The organism is Endozoicomonas montiporae CL-33, assembly GCF_001583435.1.
Classification (GTDB): Bacteria; Pseudomonadota; Gammaproteobacteria; order Pseudomonadales; family Endozoicomonadaceae; genus Endozoicomonas_A; species Endozoicomonas_A montiporae.
This window is the reverse complement of record NZ_CP013251.1, coordinates 3,110,072-3,130,902: the sequence shown is the minus strand read 5'-3', so window position 1 is coordinate 3,130,902 and position 20,831 is coordinate 3,110,072. Positions and strand designations below refer to the sequence as shown.

20 protein-coding genes are annotated in these 20,831 nt (G+C 50.0%); 6 read left to right on the top strand and 14 right to left on the bottom strand.

The genetic code is table 11. The features are described from left to right. Positions 1 to 65 precede the first annotated feature (65 nt). Both codA and codB read right to left on the bottom strand, forming a co-directional pair. The gene (gene codA / locus EZMO1_RS14375) at positions 66 to 1,343 is read right to left on the bottom strand and encodes a cytosine deaminase (protein WP_034872701.1); all 1,278 of its coding nucleotides are present in this window, start codon (positions 1,341 to 1,343) and stop codon (positions 66 to 68) included. Next, positions 1,333 to 2,580 (bottom strand): cytosine permease, encoded by a 1,248-nt coding sequence (codB, locus tag EZMO1_RS14370; protein WP_034872702.1) that lies wholly within the window; start codon positions 2,578 to 2,580, stop codon positions 1,333 to 1,335. Before codB ends, codA begins: the two co-directional genes overlap by 11 nt. A 394-nt stretch (positions 2,581 to 2,974) precedes the next feature. On the opposite strand from codB, the gene EZMO1_RS14365 reads away from it, so the two are divergent. Continuing rightward, entirely contained in the window at positions 2,975 to 4,021 is a 1,047-nt protein-coding gene (locus tag EZMO1_RS14365) for a FecCD family ABC transporter permease (protein WP_034872703.1), read from the top strand. After that, positions 4,021 to 4,794, top strand: a complete 774-nt coding sequence (locus EZMO1_RS14360) for a heme ABC transporter ATP-binding protein (RefSeq protein WP_034872704.1) — start codon at positions 4,021 to 4,023, stop codon at positions 4,792 to 4,794. The genes EZMO1_RS14365 and EZMO1_RS14360 overlap by 1 nt, the downstream gene beginning before the upstream one ends. A gap of 49 nt (positions 4,795 to 4,843) precedes the next feature. On the opposite strand, the gene cyoD is transcribed toward EZMO1_RS14360, so the two are convergent. From cyoD to EZMO1_RS14335, 5 genes are read right to left on the bottom strand one after another with little or no spacing between them, the layout of a single operon-like run. Continuing rightward, a complete protein-coding gene (cyoD, locus tag EZMO1_RS14355) occupies positions 4,844 to 5,146 on the bottom strand; it encodes a cytochrome o ubiquinol oxidase subunit IV (protein WP_034872705.1) in 303 nt (100 codons plus the stop codon). Between the two features lie 44 nt (positions 5,147 to 5,190). Next, complete coding sequence (locus EZMO1_RS14350; protein ID WP_034872706.1) at positions 5,191 to 5,664, bottom strand: GNAT family N-acetyltransferase; 474 nt, start codon at positions 5,662 to 5,664, stop codon at positions 5,191 to 5,193. A 40-nt stretch (positions 5,665 to 5,704) separates the two neighbouring features. Next, a complete protein-coding gene (locus tag EZMO1_RS14345; RefSeq protein ID WP_034872707.1) occupies positions 5,705 to 6,307 on the bottom strand; it encodes a cytochrome c oxidase subunit 3 in 603 nt (200 codons plus the stop codon). Beyond that, entirely contained in the window at positions 6,304 to 8,310 is a 2,007-nt protein-coding gene (locus tag EZMO1_RS14340) for a cbb3-type cytochrome c oxidase subunit I (protein WP_034872709.1), read from the bottom strand. The genes EZMO1_RS14345 and EZMO1_RS14340 overlap by 4 nt, the downstream gene beginning before the upstream one ends. A gap of 3 nt (positions 8,311 to 8,313) precedes the next feature. Further along, entirely contained in the window at positions 8,314 to 9,222 is a 909-nt protein-coding gene (locus EZMO1_RS14335) for a COX aromatic rich motif-containing protein (RefSeq protein ID WP_082211558.1), read from the bottom strand. A 228-nt stretch (positions 9,223 to 9,450) separates the two neighbouring features. Between EZMO1_RS14335 and EZMO1_RS14330 the strand changes: the two genes are divergently transcribed. Then, positions 9,451 to 10,368: a patatin-like phospholipase family protein gene (locus EZMO1_RS14330; protein ID WP_034872711.1), complete on the top strand. Its 918-nt coding sequence runs from the start codon at positions 9,451 to 9,453 to the stop codon at positions 10,366 to 10,368. A 14-nt stretch (positions 10,369 to 10,382) separates the two neighbouring features. Here EZMO1_RS14330 and EZMO1_RS14325 read toward each other — a convergent pair whose 3' ends face one another. Beyond that, positions 10,383 to 10,943 carry a Smr/MutS family protein gene (locus EZMO1_RS14325; protein ID WP_034872713.1) on the bottom strand — a complete coding sequence of 187 codons (561 nt, stop codon included), beginning with the start codon at positions 10,941 to 10,943 and terminating at the stop codon, positions 10,383 to 10,385. Positions 10,944 to 11,197: 254 nt separating this feature from the next. Here EZMO1_RS14325 and prmB point away from each other — a divergent pair, with 254 nt between their 5' ends. Together prmB and aroC are read left to right on the top strand one after the other, a co-directional pair. Next, positions 11,198 to 12,181: a 50S ribosomal protein L3 N(5)-glutamine methyltransferase gene (gene prmB / locus EZMO1_RS14320; RefSeq protein ID WP_236631926.1), complete on the top strand. Its 984-nt coding sequence runs from the start codon at positions 11,198 to 11,200 to the stop codon at positions 12,179 to 12,181. 66 nt (positions 12,182 to 12,247) lie between these two features. Further along, positions 12,248 to 13,348 carry a chorismate synthase gene (gene aroC, locus EZMO1_RS14315; RefSeq protein WP_034872715.1) on the top strand — a complete coding sequence of 367 codons (1,101 nt, stop codon included), beginning with the start codon at positions 12,248 to 12,250 and terminating at the stop codon, positions 13,346 to 13,348. A 42-nt stretch (positions 13,349 to 13,390) separates the two neighbouring features. On the opposite strand, the gene EZMO1_RS14310 is transcribed toward aroC, so the two are convergent. The 5 genes from EZMO1_RS14310 to EZMO1_RS14290 all read right to left on the bottom strand — a co-directional run bounded on the left by EZMO1_RS14310 (position 13,391) and on the right by EZMO1_RS14290 (position 19,134). Further along, complete coding sequence (locus tag EZMO1_RS14310; RefSeq protein WP_034872717.1) at positions 13,391 to 13,906, bottom strand: phosphoribosyltransferase; 516 nt, start codon at positions 13,904 to 13,906, stop codon at positions 13,391 to 13,393. A 179-nt stretch (positions 13,907 to 14,085) separates the two neighbouring features. Beyond that, the gene (locus tag EZMO1_RS14305; RefSeq protein ID WP_034872719.1) at positions 14,086 to 15,894 is read right to left on the bottom strand and encodes an AMP-dependent synthetase/ligase; all 1,809 of its coding nucleotides are present in this window, start codon (positions 15,892 to 15,894) and stop codon (positions 14,086 to 14,088) included. A gap of 191 nt (positions 15,895 to 16,085) precedes the next feature. Continuing rightward, positions 16,086 to 17,528 (bottom strand): TrkH family potassium uptake protein, encoded by a 1,443-nt coding sequence (locus EZMO1_RS14300; protein ID WP_034872721.1) that lies wholly within the window; start codon positions 17,526 to 17,528, stop codon positions 16,086 to 16,088. A 147-nt stretch (positions 17,529 to 17,675) separates the two neighbouring features. Continuing rightward, positions 17,676 to 18,656, bottom strand: a complete 981-nt coding sequence (gene acuI, locus EZMO1_RS14295; RefSeq protein ID WP_034872723.1) for an acrylyl-CoA reductase (NADPH) — start codon at positions 18,654 to 18,656, stop codon at positions 17,676 to 17,678. 181 nt (positions 18,657 to 18,837) lie between these two features. Further along, a complete protein-coding gene (locus EZMO1_RS14290) occupies positions 18,838 to 19,134 on the bottom strand; it encodes a hypothetical protein (RefSeq protein ID WP_034872724.1) in 297 nt (98 codons plus the stop codon). Between the two features lie 295 nt (positions 19,135 to 19,429). On the opposite strand from EZMO1_RS14290, the gene EZMO1_RS28205 reads away from it, so the two are divergent. Continuing rightward, positions 19,430 to 20,187, top strand: a protein-coding gene (locus tag EZMO1_RS28205; RefSeq protein WP_420809906.1) for an IS1 family transposase whose coding sequence is annotated in 2 segments (ribosomal slippage) — positions 19,430 to 19,697 and positions 19,697 to 20,187 — 759 coding nt in all. Because the reading frame shifts where the segments join, the coding sequence is not laid out codon by codon here. On the opposite strand, the gene EZMO1_RS14275 is transcribed toward EZMO1_RS28205, so the two are convergent. Further along, on the bottom strand, positions 20,175 to 20,648 hold the full coding sequence (locus tag EZMO1_RS14275) for a hypothetical protein (RefSeq protein ID WP_145912605.1): 474 nt from the start codon (positions 20,646 to 20,648) through the stop codon (positions 20,175 to 20,177). The two genes, EZMO1_RS28205 and EZMO1_RS14275, sit on opposite strands and share 13 nt — an antisense overlap. Between the last annotated feature and the right edge of the window lie 183 nt (positions 20,649 to 20,831).

Sequence of the window (20,831 nt, the reverse complement as noted above, 5' to 3'; positions counted from 1 at the left end):
AGAAGGTGAAATTGGTATTAGTTCAAGGTTTGGCGAAGTGGGTAATGCCCACTTCGTTGATGGTATCAGCGCTGATTGTAATAGAAATCAACCGCCTGCTGACCATTATGATGAATCAGGGTGGTGGCAGGCTGGGTGGAGGCAATCAGCTTGCCCTTGCGGAAGGAATGAGTCACAACGGCCTGACGGCGCACGGCATCAAACACTGATTCGGCATCCAGCAGAATCAGGTTGGCGGGTTTGCCGGTTTCGATACCGTATTGATCCTGAATATTCAGGGCTTTGGCACTGTTGCTGGTAATCAGTTCAATACCCTGATTAATCTGGTCCAGGCCGGTCATCTGGCAGCCAACCAGTCCTGTAAACAACACCTGAAGCATATTGCCGCCCTGCATCGGGAACCACTGGTCAACAATGTCATCCTGACCGAAGCAGGCGTTTACACCGGCGCCCAGCAGTTCTTCAATGCGGGTAATGCCACGACGCTTGGGGTAAGTGTCCATTCGCCCCTGAAGATTCAGGTTGGTCACCGGATTGGCAATAAAGTGAATGCCGGACTTTTGCAGCAGGCGCATCAGTTTTACGACATAGGCTTTGTTGTAAGAGTGCATTGCCGTGGTGTGGCTGGCGCTCACACGTTGCCCCATGCCTCTTTCAAGAGCCAGACAGGCAACGGTTTCTACAAAGCGGGATTGTTCGTCATCAATTTCATCGCAATGAATATCGATCAGGGCGTCGTATTTCTCTGCCAGTTCGTACACAGTATGCAAAGATTCAATGCCGTATTCGCGGGTGTATTCAAAATGCGGAATACCACCCACGGCATCGCAACCGAGCTGCATGGCCTGTTCCAGCAGTTGCTTGCCATTAGGGAACGAAGGAATACCTTCCTGCGGAAAGGCAACCAGCTGGATGTCGATCAGCTCGCGCATTTCTTCCCGCAGTTCCAGCAGTGCATGCAGAGCGGTCAGGCTTGGGTCAGTGGTATCAACATGGCTGCGGACATGCTGAACCCCTTGTCCGATGTACCATTTCAGCGCACGGGTGGCGCGGGACTTTACATCGTCGTGAGTCAGTGTTTTCTTACGTTCAGACCAGTTCTGAATGCCTTCAAACAGTGTGCCCGAACGATTCCATACCGGTTCACCCGCCGTCAGACAGGTGTCCAGATGAACATGAGGGTCAACGAATGGTGGCAGTGCCAGGCGACCCTTGGCATCCATTGAATCCATCGGTACGTTGCGGTCAGAGCCAGCCGGAGAAATGGACTGGATGCAGCCATTCTCCATAACAATGTCGTATAAGTCAGCCTGCTGGTGCAGGCGAACGTTTTCAAGACGCATCAGTCAGTGTCCAGTTACGGGTCAGAGGAAATTTCTGCATCAGGATATGACAGGCAGCGGCTGCAAGTACACCGTTTATCGGAGCAATGCCCGGTAGATAACCCGCTGCCAGCACACCCAGAGCCCAGGCCAGAATGGCGTTCAGGTTAAGTGCATCAAAACGATGATGTTCAAAGGCCGGGTAATGCCCTTTGCGAACAAACAGGTAATCGGCCAGCAGAATGGCACCAATGGGTGGCAGCGTCAGGTTCAGCAGGCTTAACCAGCCAACGAAATTGTTGTTCAGCCAGATAGCAAAGGCGGTACCGAGAATACCGTTGATGATAACAATCAGGTTTTTGTTTTTACCGGTGATGGATGCCAGACCCAGACCGGAGACATACAGGGCGTTATCGTTAGTAGTCCAGATGTTCAGACCAAGGGTAATGACGGCAGGGAGAATCAGTCCCTGAATAAACATCACTTCGGCAATGTCAGCCTGTCCGACGACCATGGAGCCAATCGCACCAAAGCTGAACATCAGGGTGTTGCCAAGGAAGAAAGCCAGCAGTGTGGCGGTGACGGCAATTTTCGGGGTGCGGGCAAAACGGGTAAAGTCGGCAGTGAGTGTACCGCCACTGATGAATGATCCGATGCAGATACTGATCGCAGCGGCGTAACCAATGCTGTGTTCAGGACTGATAGCAAACAATCCCTGCAGACCGCCGGCCTCGGCCATAGCCTGGCTGACTGAAAAACCACCCAGAAGAACAATGGCGGGTACGGCAATAAAGCTGAGAATGGTCAGAGCCTTGAAGCCAAAAAAGGCGGTGGCGGTCATCAGTGCGCCAGATACGACAACAAGCGTACTGACATCAATGCCGGTGGCGCGATTCACCGGCAGCGCAAACATGGCGACCCCGACACCAAACCAGCCTACCTGGGTGAAAGCCAGTAACAGTGAGGTAAACTTTGCGCCCAGCTTGCCAAAGGCGTATTGGGTCAGAAGGTGTGTGGAAAGGCCGGTTTTACTGCCCACAAAGGCGAGTGCAGAAGTGTAAATGCCCAGTAGCAGATTACCTGCCATAACGGTCAGAAGGAACTCGCTGAATGTCAGCCCCTGACCGAGAGTGCCACCGGCCCACATGCTGGCAGAGAAGAAGGTAAAGCCAACCATGACCACAAGAATGGGGAAAAATCCTTTGCGAGACGACTCTGGTACGGTTGAGTGCGCAAAGTCCTGAGCAAGTTCCGACATTTAAACTCCGTTAAGCCGTCGCGGGTTATAAAAATGAATGCATCAATCTGGCTGATGAATATAGATGATGAATTCATTTTATTGAAAATGACAGCTGAAATTTTGAACAATAGTGCCGGAAGTGCATTTTGTCAGAATGAAGATTCAGAATCATTGATTAAAAGCGAATTTACGTGAATGTCCTTAACCTGTTGCGTATGTTGTCTGTAATGCTTCTTATTTGTCGGGTCTTTGCAAGATCATTAACTGGAACAATCAGTGTTTAATCTAACGGCCTGCTGGTAGTGCAACTGATTATCATTTAGTATTTTGGCCGGCTGCTTTTGTAGCTGAGTACGTATGTCTGTTGAAATAGTCATCGAGTCATGGAACAGGAATTTCCCGGATAATCAAAATGAATCGTAGTCGAAAGTCTGAAGGGCTGTTGTTGGGGCTTGGGATTATCCTGCCATTAACGGTTGTCTTGTCCATCGGTGTTGGTCCGGTTTTTATCGCCCCACAGGATATTGTCAGCCTTCTGTTGGATCGTATGGGGCTTATCAGTGCCGACCTTCCCGAATCCACCCGTCTGATTATTGAATCTATCCGACTACCCAGAACGATGCTTGGGGTGCTGGTGGGAAGCTCTCTGGCAGTAGGTGGTGCCGCCATGCAGGGGTTGTTCCGGAATCCTCTGGCGGACCCCAGTATTATCGGTGTTGCCAGTGGTGCAGCGCTTGGAGCCGGTGTTGCCATTGTGTTGGGAGGGTTGATCTTTTCAAGCCTGCCACCACTGCTGCAAAACTACACCATCACTTTTATGGCCTTTGCTGGCAGTGTGATCACTACCTGGGTGGTGTTCAAAATGGGCACCACGGCAAACGGCACGTCGGTAGCGACCATGCTTCTGGCAGGGGTTGCCATTTCCGCACTGGCTGGCTCAGGTCTGGGCATTCTGACGTATATCTCTGATGACAGCTCTCTTCGTAACCTGACATTCTGGCAAATGGGCAGTATTGCCGGGGCGACCTGGAATGGCGTATTGCTGTCGTTGACTCTGCTGGGGCCGGTGGTTGTGTTACTTTGCCGCTATGGTGATGTGCTCAATGCCATGTTACTGGGAGAGTCTGAAGCACGTCACCTTGGCATCAATGTACAGGTGGTAAAGGTTAAACTGATATTGCTGACGGCGCTGGCTGTGGGCGTATCTGTCTCGGTGGCTGGTGTCATCGGTTTTGTCGGACTGGTGGTGCCGCACCTTATCAGACTGATGGTAGGACCCAATCATAAAGTCCTGTTGCCGGCATCAGCCATGCTTGGAGGCGCATTGTTGTTAGTGGCAGATATGATTGCCAGAGTGATTGTCAGTCCGGCTGAACTGCCCATTGGTATTGTGACTGCCCTGATGGGGGCCCCCTTCTTTATTTCCCTGCTGTGGCAGCAACGCAAGAGGATTGCCTGATGACACTGGATATACGACAGGCCACAGTAACTATTGGCGATAAAACACTGCTCAGTGATATCAGCCTGAAGGTTCAGCCGGGTCAGGTGATCACAGTGCTGGGGCCTAATGGCGCGGGTAAAAGTACTCTGATGAAGACGGTCAGTGGTGAAATGTCATTGTCGTCTGGCACTGTTCTTGTCAATGGGAGAGACGACTGGCCTTTGCAGCAAAAGGCGTTGATGTTGGGCGTATTACCGCAGTCTTCGTCTCTCAGCTTTCCTTTTACGGTGGAAGAGGTTGTTTTGTTGGGCAGAACGCCCTGTTCCACTGATCATCAGCGCAATCTTGAAACCGTTGAACAGGCATTGGAGAAAGTAGACGGGCTGCATCTGCGCTACCGGCATTACACAACCTTGTCTGGTGGTGAGCGGCAGCGGGTTCATATGGCGAGAGTGCTGGTACAGATCTGGGATAAGTGTTCGCACGGAGATCGATTCCTGTTACTGGACGAACCGACATCAGCACTGGACCCTGCTCATCAGCAATTAACGTTGAAGGTAGCTCGTCAGCAGGCTGATGATGAAGGCGTTGGTGTGCTGGTTATTCTGCACGATCTTAATCTTGCTGCCCGTTATTCGGATCAGTTGTTCATACTGCAACAGGGTGAATTTGTGGCACAGGGGGAGCCTCATACGGTTCTTAAGCCGGACATTATACGCTCAGTGTTTGATATCGAGGTGTCTGTCAGCAGGCATCCTGCCCATGATTGTCCGCTGGTCATCACTCACTGATTATTGCGCAACAGGCCTGTTTCTCTGGCAGGTCTGTATTGACAACCCGTCACATCATTCTGAAATTCAGGTCAAACAGAATCCAGATGGTTCCCCCTACCATCAGAATGATCAGCACGCCGGAAAACAACAGCGCTGACAGATAATCCTTGCCTGTGCGTGCAACGCTGATATTGAGAAAATACCGCAAATGCACCAGTACCTGAACCAATGCGCACGCTGTAATGGTGGTAAACATGGCCCGGGTTGACCAACCGCCGGTCCAGACCACCCAGAACGGAATCAGTGTCAGGGCAGCGGCCAGCAATAGCCCGGTCAGATAGTCTTTCAAACTGTGTTGATGTGTTTCCATGGCTACCTCCGGGGGGCTCTTTTCGTTAGCTCTTCTGGTGAGCCTCAGGGGTTATTCGGATGAGTGAAGCGTTGTCTTGTGACAGTTCCCCAGCGTTCATCTTGATAGATATCTTCCAGGTAATTTCCGGATGTATAGTCGTTAATGACATCACGCCAGAAACTCACTGCATGGTCTGCACCGGCGACTTGTTTAATTTCCCAGCTTCCGCCCAGTTTTTTGAAGAGTTCTGAAATGAAGCGTTTGCCCACTTTGTTTTTACGGAAATAGGGCAGCACATAGAAGTCACAGACTTCGAAGCGTTTGTCCGGCTTATTGGCAATGGCTGTTAGTGCAGCCGGTGTGTCATCAATAAACAGTAAGTATCCGGATACATGACCTTCGATCTTTGGCTCTATTTCATATAAACCATTTTTATCCGGCTTCTCCTGAACAATTTTCGAGAATTCGGCAGAGTAACCCTGATACAGATTCGCGTATATATGATGGTTATCTCTGGTGACTTCCAGAATTTTCACAATTTAACCCCTGCTTAACAGTGTTTGCTATTTGAAGAATTTAAATAAACACCGGCAAATAGACGATGGAAAAGATACCAATCCAGACGATATCCAGAAAGTGCCAGAACAGCCCCAGACGAAACAGTCTGGAATTGACCGAAGGCGTCAGACCTTTATTCAGAATCTGGAACATCATAATAATAATGCCCAGCATACCCACAGAGACGTGTATCCCGTGGGTGGCGACCAGCGTAAAGAAAGCAGACAGATAACCGCTGGCCTGTGGTCCGGCACCGTTCTCGATAAGCCCGATGAACTCGACCACTTCGAGATAAACAAAAGTAACACCTAAGATCAGTGTCACAAGCAACCAGTTAACCGACTGCCATCGGTGTTTGCCCAGAGCTCCCAGATAGGCAAAACCAAAGGTAATGCTGGAAAGCAGCAGGCAAACGGTTTCCAGAAAAACATGCTTCAGATCAAACAGCTCCGATGGCTCCGGGCCACTCGCAGTACTTCTGAACATGGTCACATAGGTGGCGAACAGCAGAGCAAAAATCAAAGCATCGGTCATAAGGTAAAGCCAGAAACCAAAGGCTTTGTTGCTGAGACTTTCAGTCTGATGTTCGGTGAGTAGTGCCTGATTTGCATTGGCATTCATAGTCGTTTTCCATCACAGGCTGGTTGCCCTTTAGTCTGCGCCAGCAACCAGCGATCATGCTCTGTTTTAAATACGACAGCTGACGATATAACGTCTTCAGAATGATCATTGCAGCTTCTGATAATCAGCATCGCTATCGCTCCCAGAGTCGCTACTGCTGCCAGCCACCAGATGTACCAGATAGCCGCAAACCCCAGCACAAAACTAAATGCGCCAATGATGACACCTGCTCCGGTGTTTTTTGGCATAACGATGGATTCATAGTGCCCGGGTTTGGGTTCGGAATTTAAGTCACTGTTTTGTTTCATCACCCAGAAAGCATCGACATCGGTGACTGCTGGAATGCGTGCAAAATTGTAAGGTGCCGGTGGGGAAGATGTTGCCCACTCCAGCGTTCTGCCATCCCATGGGTCACCGGTCAGGTCGCGGTTATTCTCGCGATCACGGTAACTGACATAAAACTGCATAAAGAGGCTGCAAAGCCCTGCCAGAATAAATCCGGCGCCACAGAAGGCAGTGATCAGAAAAGGCTGCCAGTCGGGGTTGGTATAAGAAACCAGTCGTCTGGGCATACCCAGCAAACCAACGGCATACAGAGGCATAAAGGCCAGATAAAACCCGACAAACCAGAAGAAGAACACCAGCTTGCCCCAGAAATCATTCAGCTTGAAGCCAAAGACTTTGGGAAACCAGTACTGAACACCGGCAAAATAACCAAACAGTGCCCCGGGAATAATCATGTTATGAAAATGCGCCACCAGAAAGGTCGTGTTATGTACGAGGTAGTCCACCGGCGGAATTGCCATCAAGACCCCCGTGATACCACCTATCACAAAGGTAAGAATAAATCCGATGGTAAAGAGCAAAGACGGATGAAACGTAATGCGTCCGCGCACCATGGTGAATAGCCAGTCGAAAATTTTTACACCGGTTGGAACGGCAATGATCATGGTAGCTATCCCGAACACGGCATTAACATTGGGGCTGGACCCCATGGTGAAGAAATGATGCAGCCAGACTGTAAACGACAATAGCGCAATAGCTGCGGTGGCATACACCAGAGAACGGTAACCAAACAGTCTTTTCTTTGAAAAGACAGCGGTGACTTCCGAGTACACGCCAAAAGCCGGAAGCACCAGAATATAGACTTCAGGATGTCCCCATATCCAGATCAGGTTGGCAAAATTCATCATGTTGCCGCCCATGTCGTTGGTAAAAAAGTGCATTCCCAGCGTTCTGTCCAGCCCGAGCATAATGGCGACAACGGTTAACGCCGGAAAAGAAAACGCCATGAGTATGCTGGTGCAAAATGATGTCCACACAAACATCGGCATTTTCATCAGGCTCATGCCGGGTGCCCGACATTTAAGCGTGGTGACGATAAAGTTAATGCCGGTCAGCGTACTGCCTACGCCGCTGATCAGTAGCGCCCAGATCCAGTAGTCCACCCCGACCCCGGGGCTGTAGCCAATACCGGAATAGGGTGGGTACCCTGTCCAGCCTGCGGTAGAAAAACGACCAATGACCAATGAAATAGCCACCAGTGCTGCTCCTGCCGCTGTTAGCCAGAAGCTGACCGAGTTCATAAAGGGGAAAGCAACATCCCGGGCACCGAGCTGTTGTGGAACAATCACATTAATAAGACCGGTGAGAAAAGGCATCGCCACGAAAAAAATCATGATGGTGCCATGGGTGCTGAACAGTTGTTCGAAATGCTCTGGAGGAAGATAACCTTCGCTATTCAACGCCATGGCCTGCTGTGCCCGCATCATGACGGCTTCAATGACACCTCGCACCAGCATGACCAGCGCCAGAACGATATACATCACGCCGATGCGTTTATGGTCAACGCTGGTCAGCCATTCAAACCAGAGGTAACGCCACTGCCGCTTCCAGCTCACCAGCAGTACAACCATTGCAAAGCCGGAAAACGTTACCACAGCACCGGCAATGGCAATCGGGCTGTAAAATGGCAAAGCCTCAAGCGTCAGTCGGCCAAACATGCATTACTCCACGTTATAGGGTTCAGGCTTGGGAAGGGCGCTGCTTTTTTCATCAGCCTTTTCATCGTATCGGGCAATGATTTTGTCAAAGAGGTCTGGCGTTACCGCAGAAAAGTATTCAACGGGGTGATGGGTGTCGGGCTGAGTCAGGTTCAGATATTGTTGGCTGTCGAGGGTGTTGTCTGCGCGTCTGACTGTTTCAAGCCAGCGTTCAAAGTCATGCCTGGACAGAGCCTGCACATCAAACACCATGCCTGCAAAGCCGCGACCACTGAACTGGGTGTTTCTGCCGGTAAATCGCCCTGATTTGTAGCTTTGGAGATTCAGGTGAGTGGTCATTCCCGCCATGGCGTAAATCTGGCCACCCAGAGCCGGAATCATAAACGACGTCATGACGGTATCCGAAGTGATTTCAAGACTTAATGTGCGGTGGCTGGGGAAGACCAGTTCATTCACCGTTGCCACATTCTGTTCCGGATAGATAAACAGCCATTTCCAGTTCAGGGCAACCGCCTGTACTTTGAATGTGTTTTGCTGATTGTCTAATGCCTTGTACGGATCAAGGCGGTAAGTGTAGACATACACGAGGTAGCCAAGAATCGCTACGATCACCACCGGGCCGGTCCAGATGAACAGTTCAACCTGCCAGCTTTTGTGCCAGTCCGGCCGGTAACAACCGTTTTTGTCTGCCCGATAACGCCAGCAGCACCAGAAGGTCAGCAGGTAGACAGGGATCAGGGTAAACGCCATGATCCCTGTTGCCAGCAGCATCAGATCCCTTTCGGTTTCAGTCACTGGCCCTTTAGGGTGAAGAATGGGAGAAGACTCAAAGCTGCAGCCCGTCAGTACATAGACGACGAACGCTATGGTTAACCCTGTTGTCAGAAATCGGGGCAGGTGGGGGCGTATCATTTTCCTTACCTTTCGACGGGGTAAAGAGGTGACGGAACGGTTCGTTTCATGGACGGTCTGATAAAAAAACAGAAAGTTAAACAGTGAATAACTAGAGTAGAACAAAAGAAAGGAAGGTGTGTTTCAAACTTATACGTCAGGTAATGTCGGTTGACTCTTTTGAGGCATTTGTTTTTATTAAAGATGAATTACTCATGCTGAATCAAAACAAGATTATCGAGAATTATTATGGCTAAGCGAGTCGCCCTTGTTCTGGGAAGTGGCGGTGCCAGAGGCATCGCCCACGTCGGTGTTATTCGGGAATTGCTTAAACGAGGTTATGAGATTACAGCGATTTCAGGCGCTTCCATGGGCGCTCTGATCGGTGGTGTCTGGGCAGCAGGCAAACTGGATGAATACTGTGAGTGGGCGGAAAAGCTGGCTTATCTTGATATGATCCGGCTATTGGATGTCTCCCTGCTTGACCCTGGCATGATTAAAGGTGACAAGCTGTTTGATCGTATCCGGCAGATTGTTGGTGACCGTCGTATAGAGGATTTACCAGTGCCTTATACAGCCGTTGCTGTCAGCCTGACTGCCCGCAAAGAAGTCTGGTTTCAGCGCGGTGATCTGATTACTGCCATTCGTGCTTCCTGTGCCATCCCTTCTTTATTCAAACCCGTGAAAATGCACGATCAGTTACTGGTAGACGGCGCAGTGCTTAATCCTTTACCTCTTGCTCCGGCAGGGGCTGCACTGGCCGATCTGGTGATTGCGGTGAATGTGCTGGGTGAGCCTGAACCGGACTTTGATCGACAGGAAACTCCTGATGAAGAAGAGGGCGCATTATTTACCGGCTTGCTGAATCGCTGGGTGCCCAAGCAGAAAAATGAAAAGAAACGGTTGGAAAAATCCATGGGGCTGCTGGATGTCAGTAACCAGTCCATGGAGCTTATGCAGCAATCACTGACCCGCTACAAGATGGCCGGTTACGTGCCGGATATTCTGGTGACTGTGCCTAAAAACATTTGCCAGTTTTATGAGTTTCACCGGTTTAAGGAAGTGGTGGTAACCGGGCAGGAAAGAGCCGCTGCCGCACTGGACGAGTGGGAAGCCAATCAGGGGATTCAGCATCTGCTGGAAGCAGATGCTGAATGTGAAGGTTGACTGTTTTTTTCTGACTATTTTTTTCTGATCAATACCAGTACCGAGCCAGTGCCGCCTTCTGATGGCGGTGCTGAACAAAAGGCCAGCACATCCGGAATCTGTCTGAGCCAATGATTCACATGACTTTTCAGAGTGTTTTGCCGGTCGGTGCTGCGATGTGACTTACCGTGAATAATACGAACGCAGTTATACCCCTGACTTTTGCTGAAATACAGAAACTCCGAGATCAGATCCCGGGCTTCTTCAATCTTGTAGCCGTGAAGATCCAGTTGGTAGCGGATGGAGATCATTCCCTGACGTAGCTGACGCAGCCGGGTCAACTGCAGTCCCGGGCGGGCGAAATCAAGCCGCTGCTCCGGATCAACCGGCTCTACCCAGGCTTCTGACAGTGCTGCGCCGCCACCGCTGTCGGCTCGTTGTGCCGCAGCACGCCGGGTATTCAGTGTACTTATGGGAATCCCAGCAGACGGCTTGCGCTGCTGGTCGTGGCGTTTTTTACTTTTGATGGGCTGGACACCCTGCATGGCCTGTTCAAACAGGCGCTGAGGGTCTTCATCATTGTCATGGTCGGACATGGGCACACGTTGGTCGTTAGCAGTTTGATCTGGATCAGGGAATTGTACCTTGTTCTGTGCCGCTATTTACAGAGACGAGTACATTTCTTCCTCGCTATCGAACGATTCCTTTCTCGGACAGCGTCCTGGCTTTTCAGGGAAAACACTGCCGTCAAATCCCGCTTTGTGCTATCTTGGCGCATCTTGCCTTGAGAGGGGGGCTGGTTTTGCGTTCTATGCAAGACTATGGTGTTTTGCCTCCCGTAGGAGACTTTGTGACTCAATCCATATCATCCCATAGCGGACAAACAAACGGACAGGTTGTAAACCTGTCGTATGATGGTCTGGCCAGTATCCGGGATTTTATTCGCTGGGCTGCCAGCCGTTTTAATGAAGCTGAACTGTTTTTCGGACACGGCAGTGATAATGCCCTGGATGAAGCCATGCATCTGGTGATGCAGGTACTGCAGTTACCCTGGGACTTGCCCGAATCTTATATGGATTGTCGTCTGACGACGGAAGAGCAGCAGTCGGTGGCCGAACTGGTCAGGCGTCGTATTGAGGAACGCAAACCTCTGGCGTATCTGCTGAATCGTGCATGGTTCTGTGGTCAGCCTTATTATGTGGACGAACGTGTACTGGTGCCGCGCTCTCCCATTAGCGAACTGATTAATCACCAGTTTCAGCCGTGGCTGGGCGATGTTGAAGTGAATCGTGCTTTGGACTTGTGTTCGGGTTCTGGTTGTATCGGTATTGCCATGGCTCATCAGTGGCCGGAAGCGTCGATGGATCTGCTGGATATTTCCGATGATGCGCTGGACGTGGCGCATATCAATATTGACCAGCATGAACTCTGGGGGCGGGTGCAGGCGGTTAAGTCTGACCTGTTTGAAGCGCTGGATAACAGTCCGGAGCACCCGCGTTACGAGCTGATTGTCAGCAATCCGCCCTATGTGGATGCGGAGGATATGGCAGACTTTCCGGAAGAATTCGGGCATGAGCCGGAGCTGGGTCTGGCTGCCGGTAATGACGGTCTGGATATGGCCCGTATTATTCTGGCGCGCGCGGCCGATTTTCTGTCAGACAGTGGTTTGCTGGTACTGGAAGTAGGCAACAGTCAGTGGGCATTGCAGGCGGTTTATCCGGAAGTGCCGTTTGTCTGGCCCGAGTTTGCCGAAGGTGGTCATGGCGTGCTGGTGTTGACTGCTGAACAGTGTCGTGAGCATCAGGATATCTTTAAAAGTCGTATGACAGCCTGAATTGACCTCATTTTTTAAAAACAAGATAAATGGCTGCTCGGTTGCAGCAGCCTGACAGGAGTGACGATGGCGGGGAACAGCATTGGTCAACTGTTCAAGGTGACCACCTTTGGTGAATCGCATGGTATTGCACTGGGTTGCATTGTGGATGGTTGCCCTCCCGGTTTGCCGTTAACGGAAGCCGATATCCAGAAAGATCTGGACTTACGCAAACCCGGTACCTCGAAATACACGACACAGCGTAGAGAACCGGATCAGGTGAAAATCCTTTCCGGTGTGTTCGAAGGTAAAACCACCGGCACACCTATTGGTCTGCTGATTGAAAACGTGGATCAGCGCTCCAAAGATTACTCCAACATCATGGATCGCTATCGTCCCGGTCATGCCGACTACACCTATGCTCATAAATACGGTTTTCGCGATTATCGCGGCGGAGGTCGTTCATCGGCCCGGGAAACTGCCATGCGTGTGGCAGCCGGTGCCATTGCCCGAAAGTTTCTGGCAACCCGGGGCGTAGAGATTAAAGGCTACCTGTCGCAGCTGGGGCCGATCAAAGTTGAGCAGTTTGACTGGGAACAGGTACGGCAGAACCCGTTCTTCTGTCCGGATGCCAGCAAGGTAGCGGACATGGAACAGTTGATTGATGACCTTCGTCGCGATGGCAATTCCATCGGTGCAAGGGTGTCTGTAATGGCGACCGGTGTTCAGCCTGGTCTGGGTGAACCGGTGTTTGATCGGCTGGATGCGGATCTTGCGCATTCATTGTTGAGCATTAATGCCGTGAAGGGTGTGGAGATTGGTGACGGTTTTGCCTGTGTCGAGCAGAAAGGCACCGAACATCGCGATGAAATCACCCCGGAAGGATTTACATCCAACCACGGTGGTGGCGTGCTGGGCGGAATCAGCTCCGGGCAGGATTTGATTGCCCATATCGCTCTGAAACCAACGTCCAGCATGACCACTCCGGGACGCTCGGTTAATGTTGATGGTGAGCCTATAGAAGTCGTGACCAAGGGACGTCACGATCCCTGTGTGGGGATTCGTGCAGTGCCTATTGCTGAAGCGATGATGGCCATTACTGTGATGGATCACTTTATGCGTCACAGGGCGCAGAATGCGGATGTGGTCAGTAGTGCGCCGCTGATTCCGCCAGCGGTTGCTGATTAATTATTAGCCATAAAAAAGCCCGCAGTTGCGGGCTTTTTGCTATTACTGGCCGAACGTGGAGATGTCTTCTGCATCCCAGGCGTAGTTGATCCAGTAATCGTTGATGTCCTTGCCGACGAAAAAGTGCTTCAATTTTTTCGGCAGATGGCCTTTCTTTTCTTTCAGTTTGTTGTGGACTACAAATGCCGAGAATTCGGTATTCGGGTAGTGTTCAATCAGCTCGTTCAGGGTGAAGTCCAGAGTTGTACGCTGATCGTCTACTTCATCGACCACCAGAACCTTCTTGCCATCCAGATTCACTTCGCCTTCCAGCCATTGCAGCTTGATCGGAGTATCAGCCGGAGCCGTACCGATCTCGTCACTGTAGCGTGACAGGGCAATGGTCAGGATGGGACGGGTGATAAAGGTACGCATGATGCGGGCAGGAATCAGGCCGCCACCACCAATTGCCAGCAGGTAGTCAGGCTGGTAACCGGTCTCGGTGATATTCTCGGATGCATCCTTGATGGTGCTGTGGATGTCTTCGTAAGTGAAGTTGTACTTCTTCACAGTTTCCATATTCGTTGCCTGTTTCCTAACAAAAATATAAAGGCGCGGAGAATAGGGGACGTTGGAATCTTGTTCAAGTAGCGATTACCGCTATTTGGCGAGATTGCAGGCTTGAGAATTGAAAAAGGCTCTGAACATCCGTTCAGAGCCTTAACATGAACGCAAAAGGACTTTACAGAAAAGCTTGCTTAATGGCTGGTGGCTGGCTTGCCGTACATGGCGTCGATTTCCTTCTTGAATCGCTCCATGATGATTTTTCTGCGCAGCTTCAGGGTCGGAGTGATTTCACCCAGTTCGATGGAGAACTCACGAGGCAGCAGCGTGAACTTTTTCACCTGTTCGAAACGGGCCAGTTCGTTCTGAATGCTGTCCAGACGCTCCTGAAACAGTTTCTGGATGTCAGTATTGCGAATCAGATCCATCTTGTTTTCGTACTTCAGGTTCATTTCCTTGGCGTACTCTTCCAGTGCTTCAAAGGCAGGTACGATCAGAGCTGAAACATAGTTTTTCGCATCAGCAACGATTGCTATCTGCTCAATAAAGCGATCTTTGCCTAGCGTGCCCTCAATATGCTGAGGCGCAATGTACTTACCGTTGGAGGTTTTCATCAACTCTTTGATGCGGTCCGTAATGCGCAGCTGTCCGGTTTCGTCAACCAGACCGGCATCGCCGGTTTTCAGCCAGCCATCGGCATCAAAGGTTTTGGCCGTTTCTTCGGGTTTCTTGTAGTAACCGCGCATCACGATACCGCCTTTCACCAGAATTTCACCGCCGTCACCGATTTTGACCTGAACCCCCGGCAGTGGGTTGCCACAGCTGCCAAACTGGAAGCCGGTATCCCGGTAGCAGGTGACGGTGGCAACGGTTTCGGTCATGCCGTAGCCGATTTTGACGTTGATGCCCATGGCGTGGAAAAACTTACAGATATCGTCGTCCAGTCGCGCACCGCCACAAGGCATGAAGCGGATGCGACCACCAAGACCTTCTTTGATCTTGCTGAATACCAGCTTGTCGGCCAACCGGTTCAGGCTTTGTAAATAGCCCGGTACCGGTTTGCCTTGACGATGCAGATCCATGGTTTTGTAACCGATTTTGCCTGCCAGTTTGAAAATCATTCTCTTTGCCAGCGACCCCTGAGCGACCTTGGTGTGAACGCCGGTGTAGATTTTTTCAAACAGGCGGGGTACTGAACACATCACTGTAGGTTTGACGGCCTTGAGCATGCTGGCAACTTCTGCCGGATCGCGCACATAGTTATTCACCACGCCACGACACAGAGCGTAACCAGACCAGCCACGTTCAAAGATATGACTCAAAGGCAGCAGTGCCAGTGAGGAGTCTGTATGATCGACGTGAATCAGCTTGTCATGGGCATCGAATGAAGCGGCCATATTGGCATAGTCCAGCATGACGCCTTTGGGATTGCCTGTTGTGCCGGAGGTGTAAATCAGGGTAAACAGGTCGTCCATATTGCGGCTGGTTAGACGATCTTCCAGCTGGGCAGTAGCTGTTTTGGCGTTTGCCAGAAAGTCTTTGAAGTACTGGGCGCTTTCACAGCCCTTCAGATCGACACTGTCATCAAAAACAATGATGCTTTTCAGATGGATCGCTTTACCGAGCAGCTCCAGAGCGCCATCGAACTGGGGTTGTTCACCAACAAACAGTATTTCAACTTCAGCTTCATCAATAATATAAAGCACCTGATCCGGAGTGCTGGTCGGGTACAGTGGCACACTGACGCCACGTACCTGCATGCAGGCAAAATCCGTAATCGTCCACTCGGGCATATTACGCGACCACAGACCAACATTACCCTGAATGGGCAGATCGGCATTCAGTAGAGCCAGACTGGTCTGATTCACAGACTCGAGGAGCTGACGCCACTGGATGTCATGCCAGTGGTCGCCACGGGAATAACGCAGAGCTATGTTTTCAGGATGTTGCTCCGCGCGCTGACGAAACTGGCTGACCAGGTGGGTAGGAAGAATATTGTTCATCGGTTCGCTTGAGGGACTCGGTCTACAGAGTATTTTCAGGACGATTCAAAACGAATGAAAATACAACAACAAAATGGGAATTCGGCAAGGATACTACAAGATCGCGTTAGAATCCCGCATGATTTAGGTCATTTTTTGCCGTAAGGCTCTGTAACATTTGTAACAATGTGTTTTAGCCATAATCTGATGGTTCAGCCCTTCCAGAACTGAGGCGTAAACAGCACCAGAACGGTGATAACTTCCAGCCGTCCCATCAGCATTCCCAGACTGAGTAACCACTTGGCTGCATCCGGCAGAGAGGCAAAGTTTCCGGCAGGCCCGATGATGTCACCAAGACCGGGACCAACATTGGCAATGGCGGTGGCTGCGCCACTTAAGCTGGTGACAAGATCCAGTCCAAGCAGACTAAGCAACAGGGTCAGCAGGCTGACCAGAAGCCCGAAGAAAAAGCTGAAAGCAATCAGTGAACGTAAAATATCGCTGCCAATTTGCTGTCCGTTATAGCTTTGCACAAAGCAGGCTCTGGGGTGTGCCAGCTGTTTGAGCTGAATCATCAATAGTTTTGCACCGATTTCAAAGCGAAATATTTTTATGCCTCCGGCGGTCGAGCCTGAGCAGCCACCCACAAAAGTCAGGAAGAAGAAAAAGGTGGCGGCAAAGCCACCCCACAAGGTGTAGTCGGTCAGGGCATAGCCCGTGGTTGTGACGACGGATGTCGTATTAAAGGCAACCAGTGTCAGGGATTCCAAGAAGTTGTAGCTGGAGTGCATGAACAGCCAGATACTGAAACCAATCCAGATGATCAGCAAAAACTGCACAAAGTTTACCACCTGAGTGTCTTCTATAAGCGCTTTGTGGTCACCCTTGAGAAACTTCACAAACAGTACAAAGGGTAAGCCGCCTAACAGCATAAACAGGGTGGCGTTCCAGTGAATAAAGGGGTTTGTGAATTGCCCCATTGAGTTGTCCGAGGTGGAATAACCGCCTGTGGACAGGGTGGTCATCGCATGATTAATGGCTTCGAAGCCGTTCATGCCGCCCAGAAAAAACAGGTAAGCACAAAAAATGGTTAGCCCGAGATAAATGCAAACAATGCGCTTGGCAATACTGCCAGAGCGTGGCATGACTTTATCTGACCAGTCTGATGATTCACTCTGGAACAGGCGCATGCCGCCCACTTTGAGAAAAGGCAGAACCGCGACAGCGATGACAATAAAGCCGATTCCACCCAGCCACTGCAATAATGAGCGCCACAGCAACACACCTTTGTTCATGTTATCGAGCCCTGTCAGCACGGTTGAACCGGTGGTGGTGATGGCGGACATGGTTTCGAAAAAGGCATCGGTATAACTGATGTCCAGCTGTATCCACAAGGGCAGGGCGGCAAAGGCACTGAGGGTCAGCCAGGTGAGGTTCGTCAGCAGAAAAATCTGCCGCGATTTCAGGTTGAACTCTTTTGTTCGACAGCAGACGTACAGTATTAACCCTGTGAGAGCGGTGGCGGCTGCAGACCAGACGAATGCAAACTTACCTGGTTCGTGAACCAGAAAGTCGTAAAAAGCAGGCACCAGCATGAGCAGCGAGAGAACCGTTAAAAACAGACCAATAACATAGAGAACGGGGCGTATGTTCATTATCCGGCATCAGATACGGGAAGTCCGTGCAGTGAAATGTGCGACAGACTAGGAGAGTGTCTGAGGATAATCTTAGAAGAAAATACGGCAGGTGGCTTATGGATTGAATACATTGGTTAATGCATTCAATCCATGGTCGTCAAAGGTTTACTTGAGACGGATGAGGGTACGGCCAGTCACCTGACCGCGAGTGATGGCTTCGGCCTGTTCTGCTACCTGTTCCAGAGCAATTTCAGTACAGGCGGCTTCGTAATAGGATTCCGGCAGCAACTCGGCCAGTCGCTTCCAGGCTTCATTACGCTTGGCAAGCGGGCACATGACAGAGTCTACGCCGAGCAGCTTCACGCCACGCAGAATGAAAGGCATGACAGTGGTTGGCAGATCAAAACCGCCAGCCAGACCGCAGGCTGCGACAGCGCCTTCGTATTTTACCTGAGACAGAACTTTAGCCAGTACAGAGCTGCCCACTGTATCTACGGCACCTGCCCAGTACTGGCGATCCAGCGGACGGGCGTTTTCAGTAAATTCGGAACGGTCCATCACGCGTTTGGCACCCAGTGCTTCCAGCATAGGGGTGTTTTCAGGGCGACCGGAAACGGCTACTACGTCATAGCCCAGTGTCGCCAGCAGGTTGACCGCAACACTGCCAACACCACCGCTGGCGCCGGTGACCAGAATTTCACCTTTTTCAGGCGTAATGCCAGCTGCTTCCAGATCCATGACACACAGCATGGCGGTCAGACCTGCGGTGCCAATCATCATCGCTTTGCGTTCATCCAGCCCGGCGGGCAGCTTAACCAGCTGACTGGCTTTGACACGGGCTTTTTCAGCCATACCGCCCCAGTGATTTTCGCCGACACCCCAGCCGGTTAACACGACCTTGTCACCTTCGCTGAAGTCGCTGCCGGAGGATTCGATCACGGTGCCGGCAAAGTCGATGCCCGGTACCATGGGAAAGTCGCGAATAATTTTACCTTTGCCGGTAATGGCGAGTCCGTCTTTGTAATTCAGGGATGAGTAATCGACGGCGACCAGTACGTCACCTTCCGGTAAGGTGGATTCATCCAGTTGCTGGATGGAAGACAGGGTTTGTTTGTCCTGTTGTTCAAGAACGAGTGCTTTGAACATGCGACAGACTCCATGTGTATGAATTGCGAAGTGACTATAATCTGGTCGATGCGTTAATGAAAGTGAAAATAAGTCATGCGTTGAAAAAATATTTGAACGGGCAGATAAACAGCTTCATTCAGTCATGTGAAAACTGATTTTTGCTAATGCCATCCCATCATATCCTTGAGAGTATTGTATTTCACAGACTCTCTGGCTTTTCCACTTCATCAAAAAAGGCATATGAGAGCAGCAACTGGTCAATGTCGGAAAAATTCATTTCTTTTTCAATGTTGATGGCATAGCTAATCTCCAGCTCTCTTTTTTCTGTTATGACTCCCAGCATGGGGTCAACTATGATGGCATCAGGGTTATCAAGCTCGTTGCCATCTACTTTATCCGTTTGTGGCACAACAAGAAGGACAATATGATTGCCTGTAAACGTTTCAGCTTCGTCTGGGTCTGTCCGCTGGTTCCTCTTAAAAATCATGTTCATCATCACCAGACGGGCTGGCAGTTGATATTCAGTTAACCTGGGCAGCAGATGGCTGACCGCTACATGTGCGAAATCGCCACACTTTGCCAGCTTCTGATCCGTAACAATGTAGGATACCAGTTGCGAGAAAAGGTGGTTTCGCTGATTTTCCGTTAATACCTTCTCACTGGAAAAAAAAGCAATCTCGTGGCAGAGATTAAGAAGAGGATTGATTTCATGGGTAGTGGCACAGTTCTGTGATTCTAGCCCTGTCTGCTAAAATACGACATTCGGCAACTTTGAAAAATGCGGTTTAAAAATGTGCCTTACGCAAGTCCTCTGTACAACATGTGGCAGTAACCAAGTTCGGCCTTTCGGATACAGCACTCATGATGTTCCACGATACTATTGCTGTAATGACAAATGTGAAATCAAAACCTTCATGCTTGAATATCGCTACAAGGCCTGTGAGCCTGGCGTTAAAGAAAAAATCATCGATATGGCAATAAATGGCAGCGGAATCAGGGATACAAGTAAAGTACTCGGAATAAGCAAGACAACAGTAATAAAGACTCTAAAAAAAAAGAAAGCGGTCTGGTAAAGGTCAACCCAAATATTCAAACTATTGATCTCAAGTCAGATGCGATTATTCATGTAGGGCTTGTCTGCCAAGAGGCTGAGCTAGATGAGCAGTGGTCGTATGTTCATGATAAATCGAACCAACGCTGGCTTTGGTATGCTGTTGATCACGCTACAAATACCGTGCTTGCTTATGTTTTCGGAAAACGGAAAGATGAAGTTTTTAAAGAACTCAAAACACTTCTGAAGCCATTTGGTATTAATAAATTTTACACCGATGATTGGGGAGCCTATGAGCGACACCTTGATGAAAACATGCATATTATTGGTAAAGCAAACACTCAGAAGATAGAGCGTAAAAACCTTAATTTTCGGACTTGGATTAAACGGTTGGCCAGAAAGACAATTTGTTTTTCAAAGCTCGAAAAGATGCACGATATTGTTATTGGATTATTGATTAATAAAGTTGAGTTTGGGGTCAATATTCACGCGATATAACAGTTCTGGCCCACTACCATTTCATGAATGTAAGTTTTGTCCGATGCAGTCATTTCATCTGAAGGCAGAGATGGCCATCTTGGGTCTCTTGAGTGCGTAGGCTCTGCGAGTTTCTGGGTGCGCGTGTAATCGATTGCCTCCTGACACAGACTTATGATTTCCTGTTCAGGCCATTGGTCAGGCTGCTTTAATATGGCGGAAGAGGCAGAATAGCTTTTCACTCTATTCACCATTGCTTCATATTCCTTGCTTAAATCCACATCACTTGACAGACCTGTGGCTAACTCACTTAATAGTTGCGCGCGCTTCGCAGACATTGCGACAGTCATCGTTTGTTCATCGTCTTTTACGGAAACTGTTTTGAAAGGTACAGATGTTTCACTGTCAGAACCTGAAAAGTCTGTATCAAAGGGATCGCTATACAGCTCTTTGATGCTATCAATCGAAGAAGAGCGACTCAACTGGGTAGGATGACTCCACGTATACATACCTGAAAAGGAGTCTGACCTTGTACGGCATAATTTTGAAGCCCTGTCGTCGATACTGACGTTTCTTTTCCGGACAGGTTTGCTCGAAGCTGTTGGATAATCATCATTGCTCCCGGGAAGTTGTTTCCGGTCAGGGGCTTTCCTGTTTTCTTCAGA

Coding starts and splice junctions, on each gene's coding strand:
- EZMO1_RS14365 (WP_034872703.1), top strand. CDS start 2,975: ATGAATCGTAGTCGAAAGTCTGAAGGGCTGTTGTTGGGGCTTGGGATT.
- EZMO1_RS14360 (WP_034872704.1), top strand. CDS start 4,021: ATGACACTGGATATACGACAGGCCACAGTAACTATTGGCGATAAAACA.
- EZMO1_RS14305 (WP_034872719.1), bottom strand. CDS start 15,894: ATGAACAATATTCTTCCTACCCACCTGGTCAGCCAGTTTCGTCAGCGC.
- EZMO1_RS14335 (WP_082211558.1), bottom strand. CDS start 9,222: ATGATACGCCCCCACCTGCCCCGATTTCTGACAACAGGGTTAACCATA.
- codB (WP_034872702.1), bottom strand. CDS start 2,580: ATGTCGGAACTTGCTCAGGACTTTGCGCACTCAACCGTACCAGAGTCG.
- EZMO1_RS14290 (WP_034872724.1), bottom strand. CDS start 19,134: ATGATGAACATGATTTTTAAGAGGAACCAGCGGACAGACCCAGACGAA.
- EZMO1_RS14345 (WP_034872707.1), bottom strand. CDS start 6,307: ATGAATGCCAATGCAAATCAGGCACTACTCACCGAACATCAGACTGAA.
- EZMO1_RS14330 (WP_034872711.1), top strand. CDS start 9,451: ATGGCTAAGCGAGTCGCCCTTGTTCTGGGAAGTGGCGGTGCCAGAGGC.
- EZMO1_RS14310 (WP_034872717.1), bottom strand. CDS start 13,906: ATGGAAACTGTGAAGAAGTACAACTTCACTTACGAAGACATCCACAGC.
- acuI (WP_034872723.1), bottom strand. CDS start 18,656: ATGTTCAAAGCACTCGTTCTTGAACAACAGGACAAACAAACCCTGTCT.
- EZMO1_RS14325 (WP_034872713.1), bottom strand. CDS start 10,943: ATGTCCGACCATGACAATGATGAAGACCCTCAGCGCCTGTTTGAACAG.
- EZMO1_RS14340 (WP_034872709.1), bottom strand. CDS start 8,310: ATGTTTGGCCGACTGACGCTTGAGGCTTTGCCATTTTACAGCCCGATT.
- codA (WP_034872701.1), bottom strand. CDS start 1,343: ATGCGTCTTGAAAACGTTCGCCTGCACCAGCAGGCTGACTTATACGAC.
- cyoD (WP_034872705.1), bottom strand. CDS start 5,146: ATGGAAACACATCAACACAGTTTGAAAGACTATCTGACCGGGCTATTG.
- aroC (WP_034872715.1), top strand. CDS start 12,248: ATGGCGGGGAACAGCATTGGTCAACTGTTCAAGGTGACCACCTTTGGT.
- EZMO1_RS14300 (WP_034872721.1), bottom strand. CDS start 17,528: ATGAACATACGCCCCGTTCTCTATGTTATTGGTCTGTTTTTAACGGTT.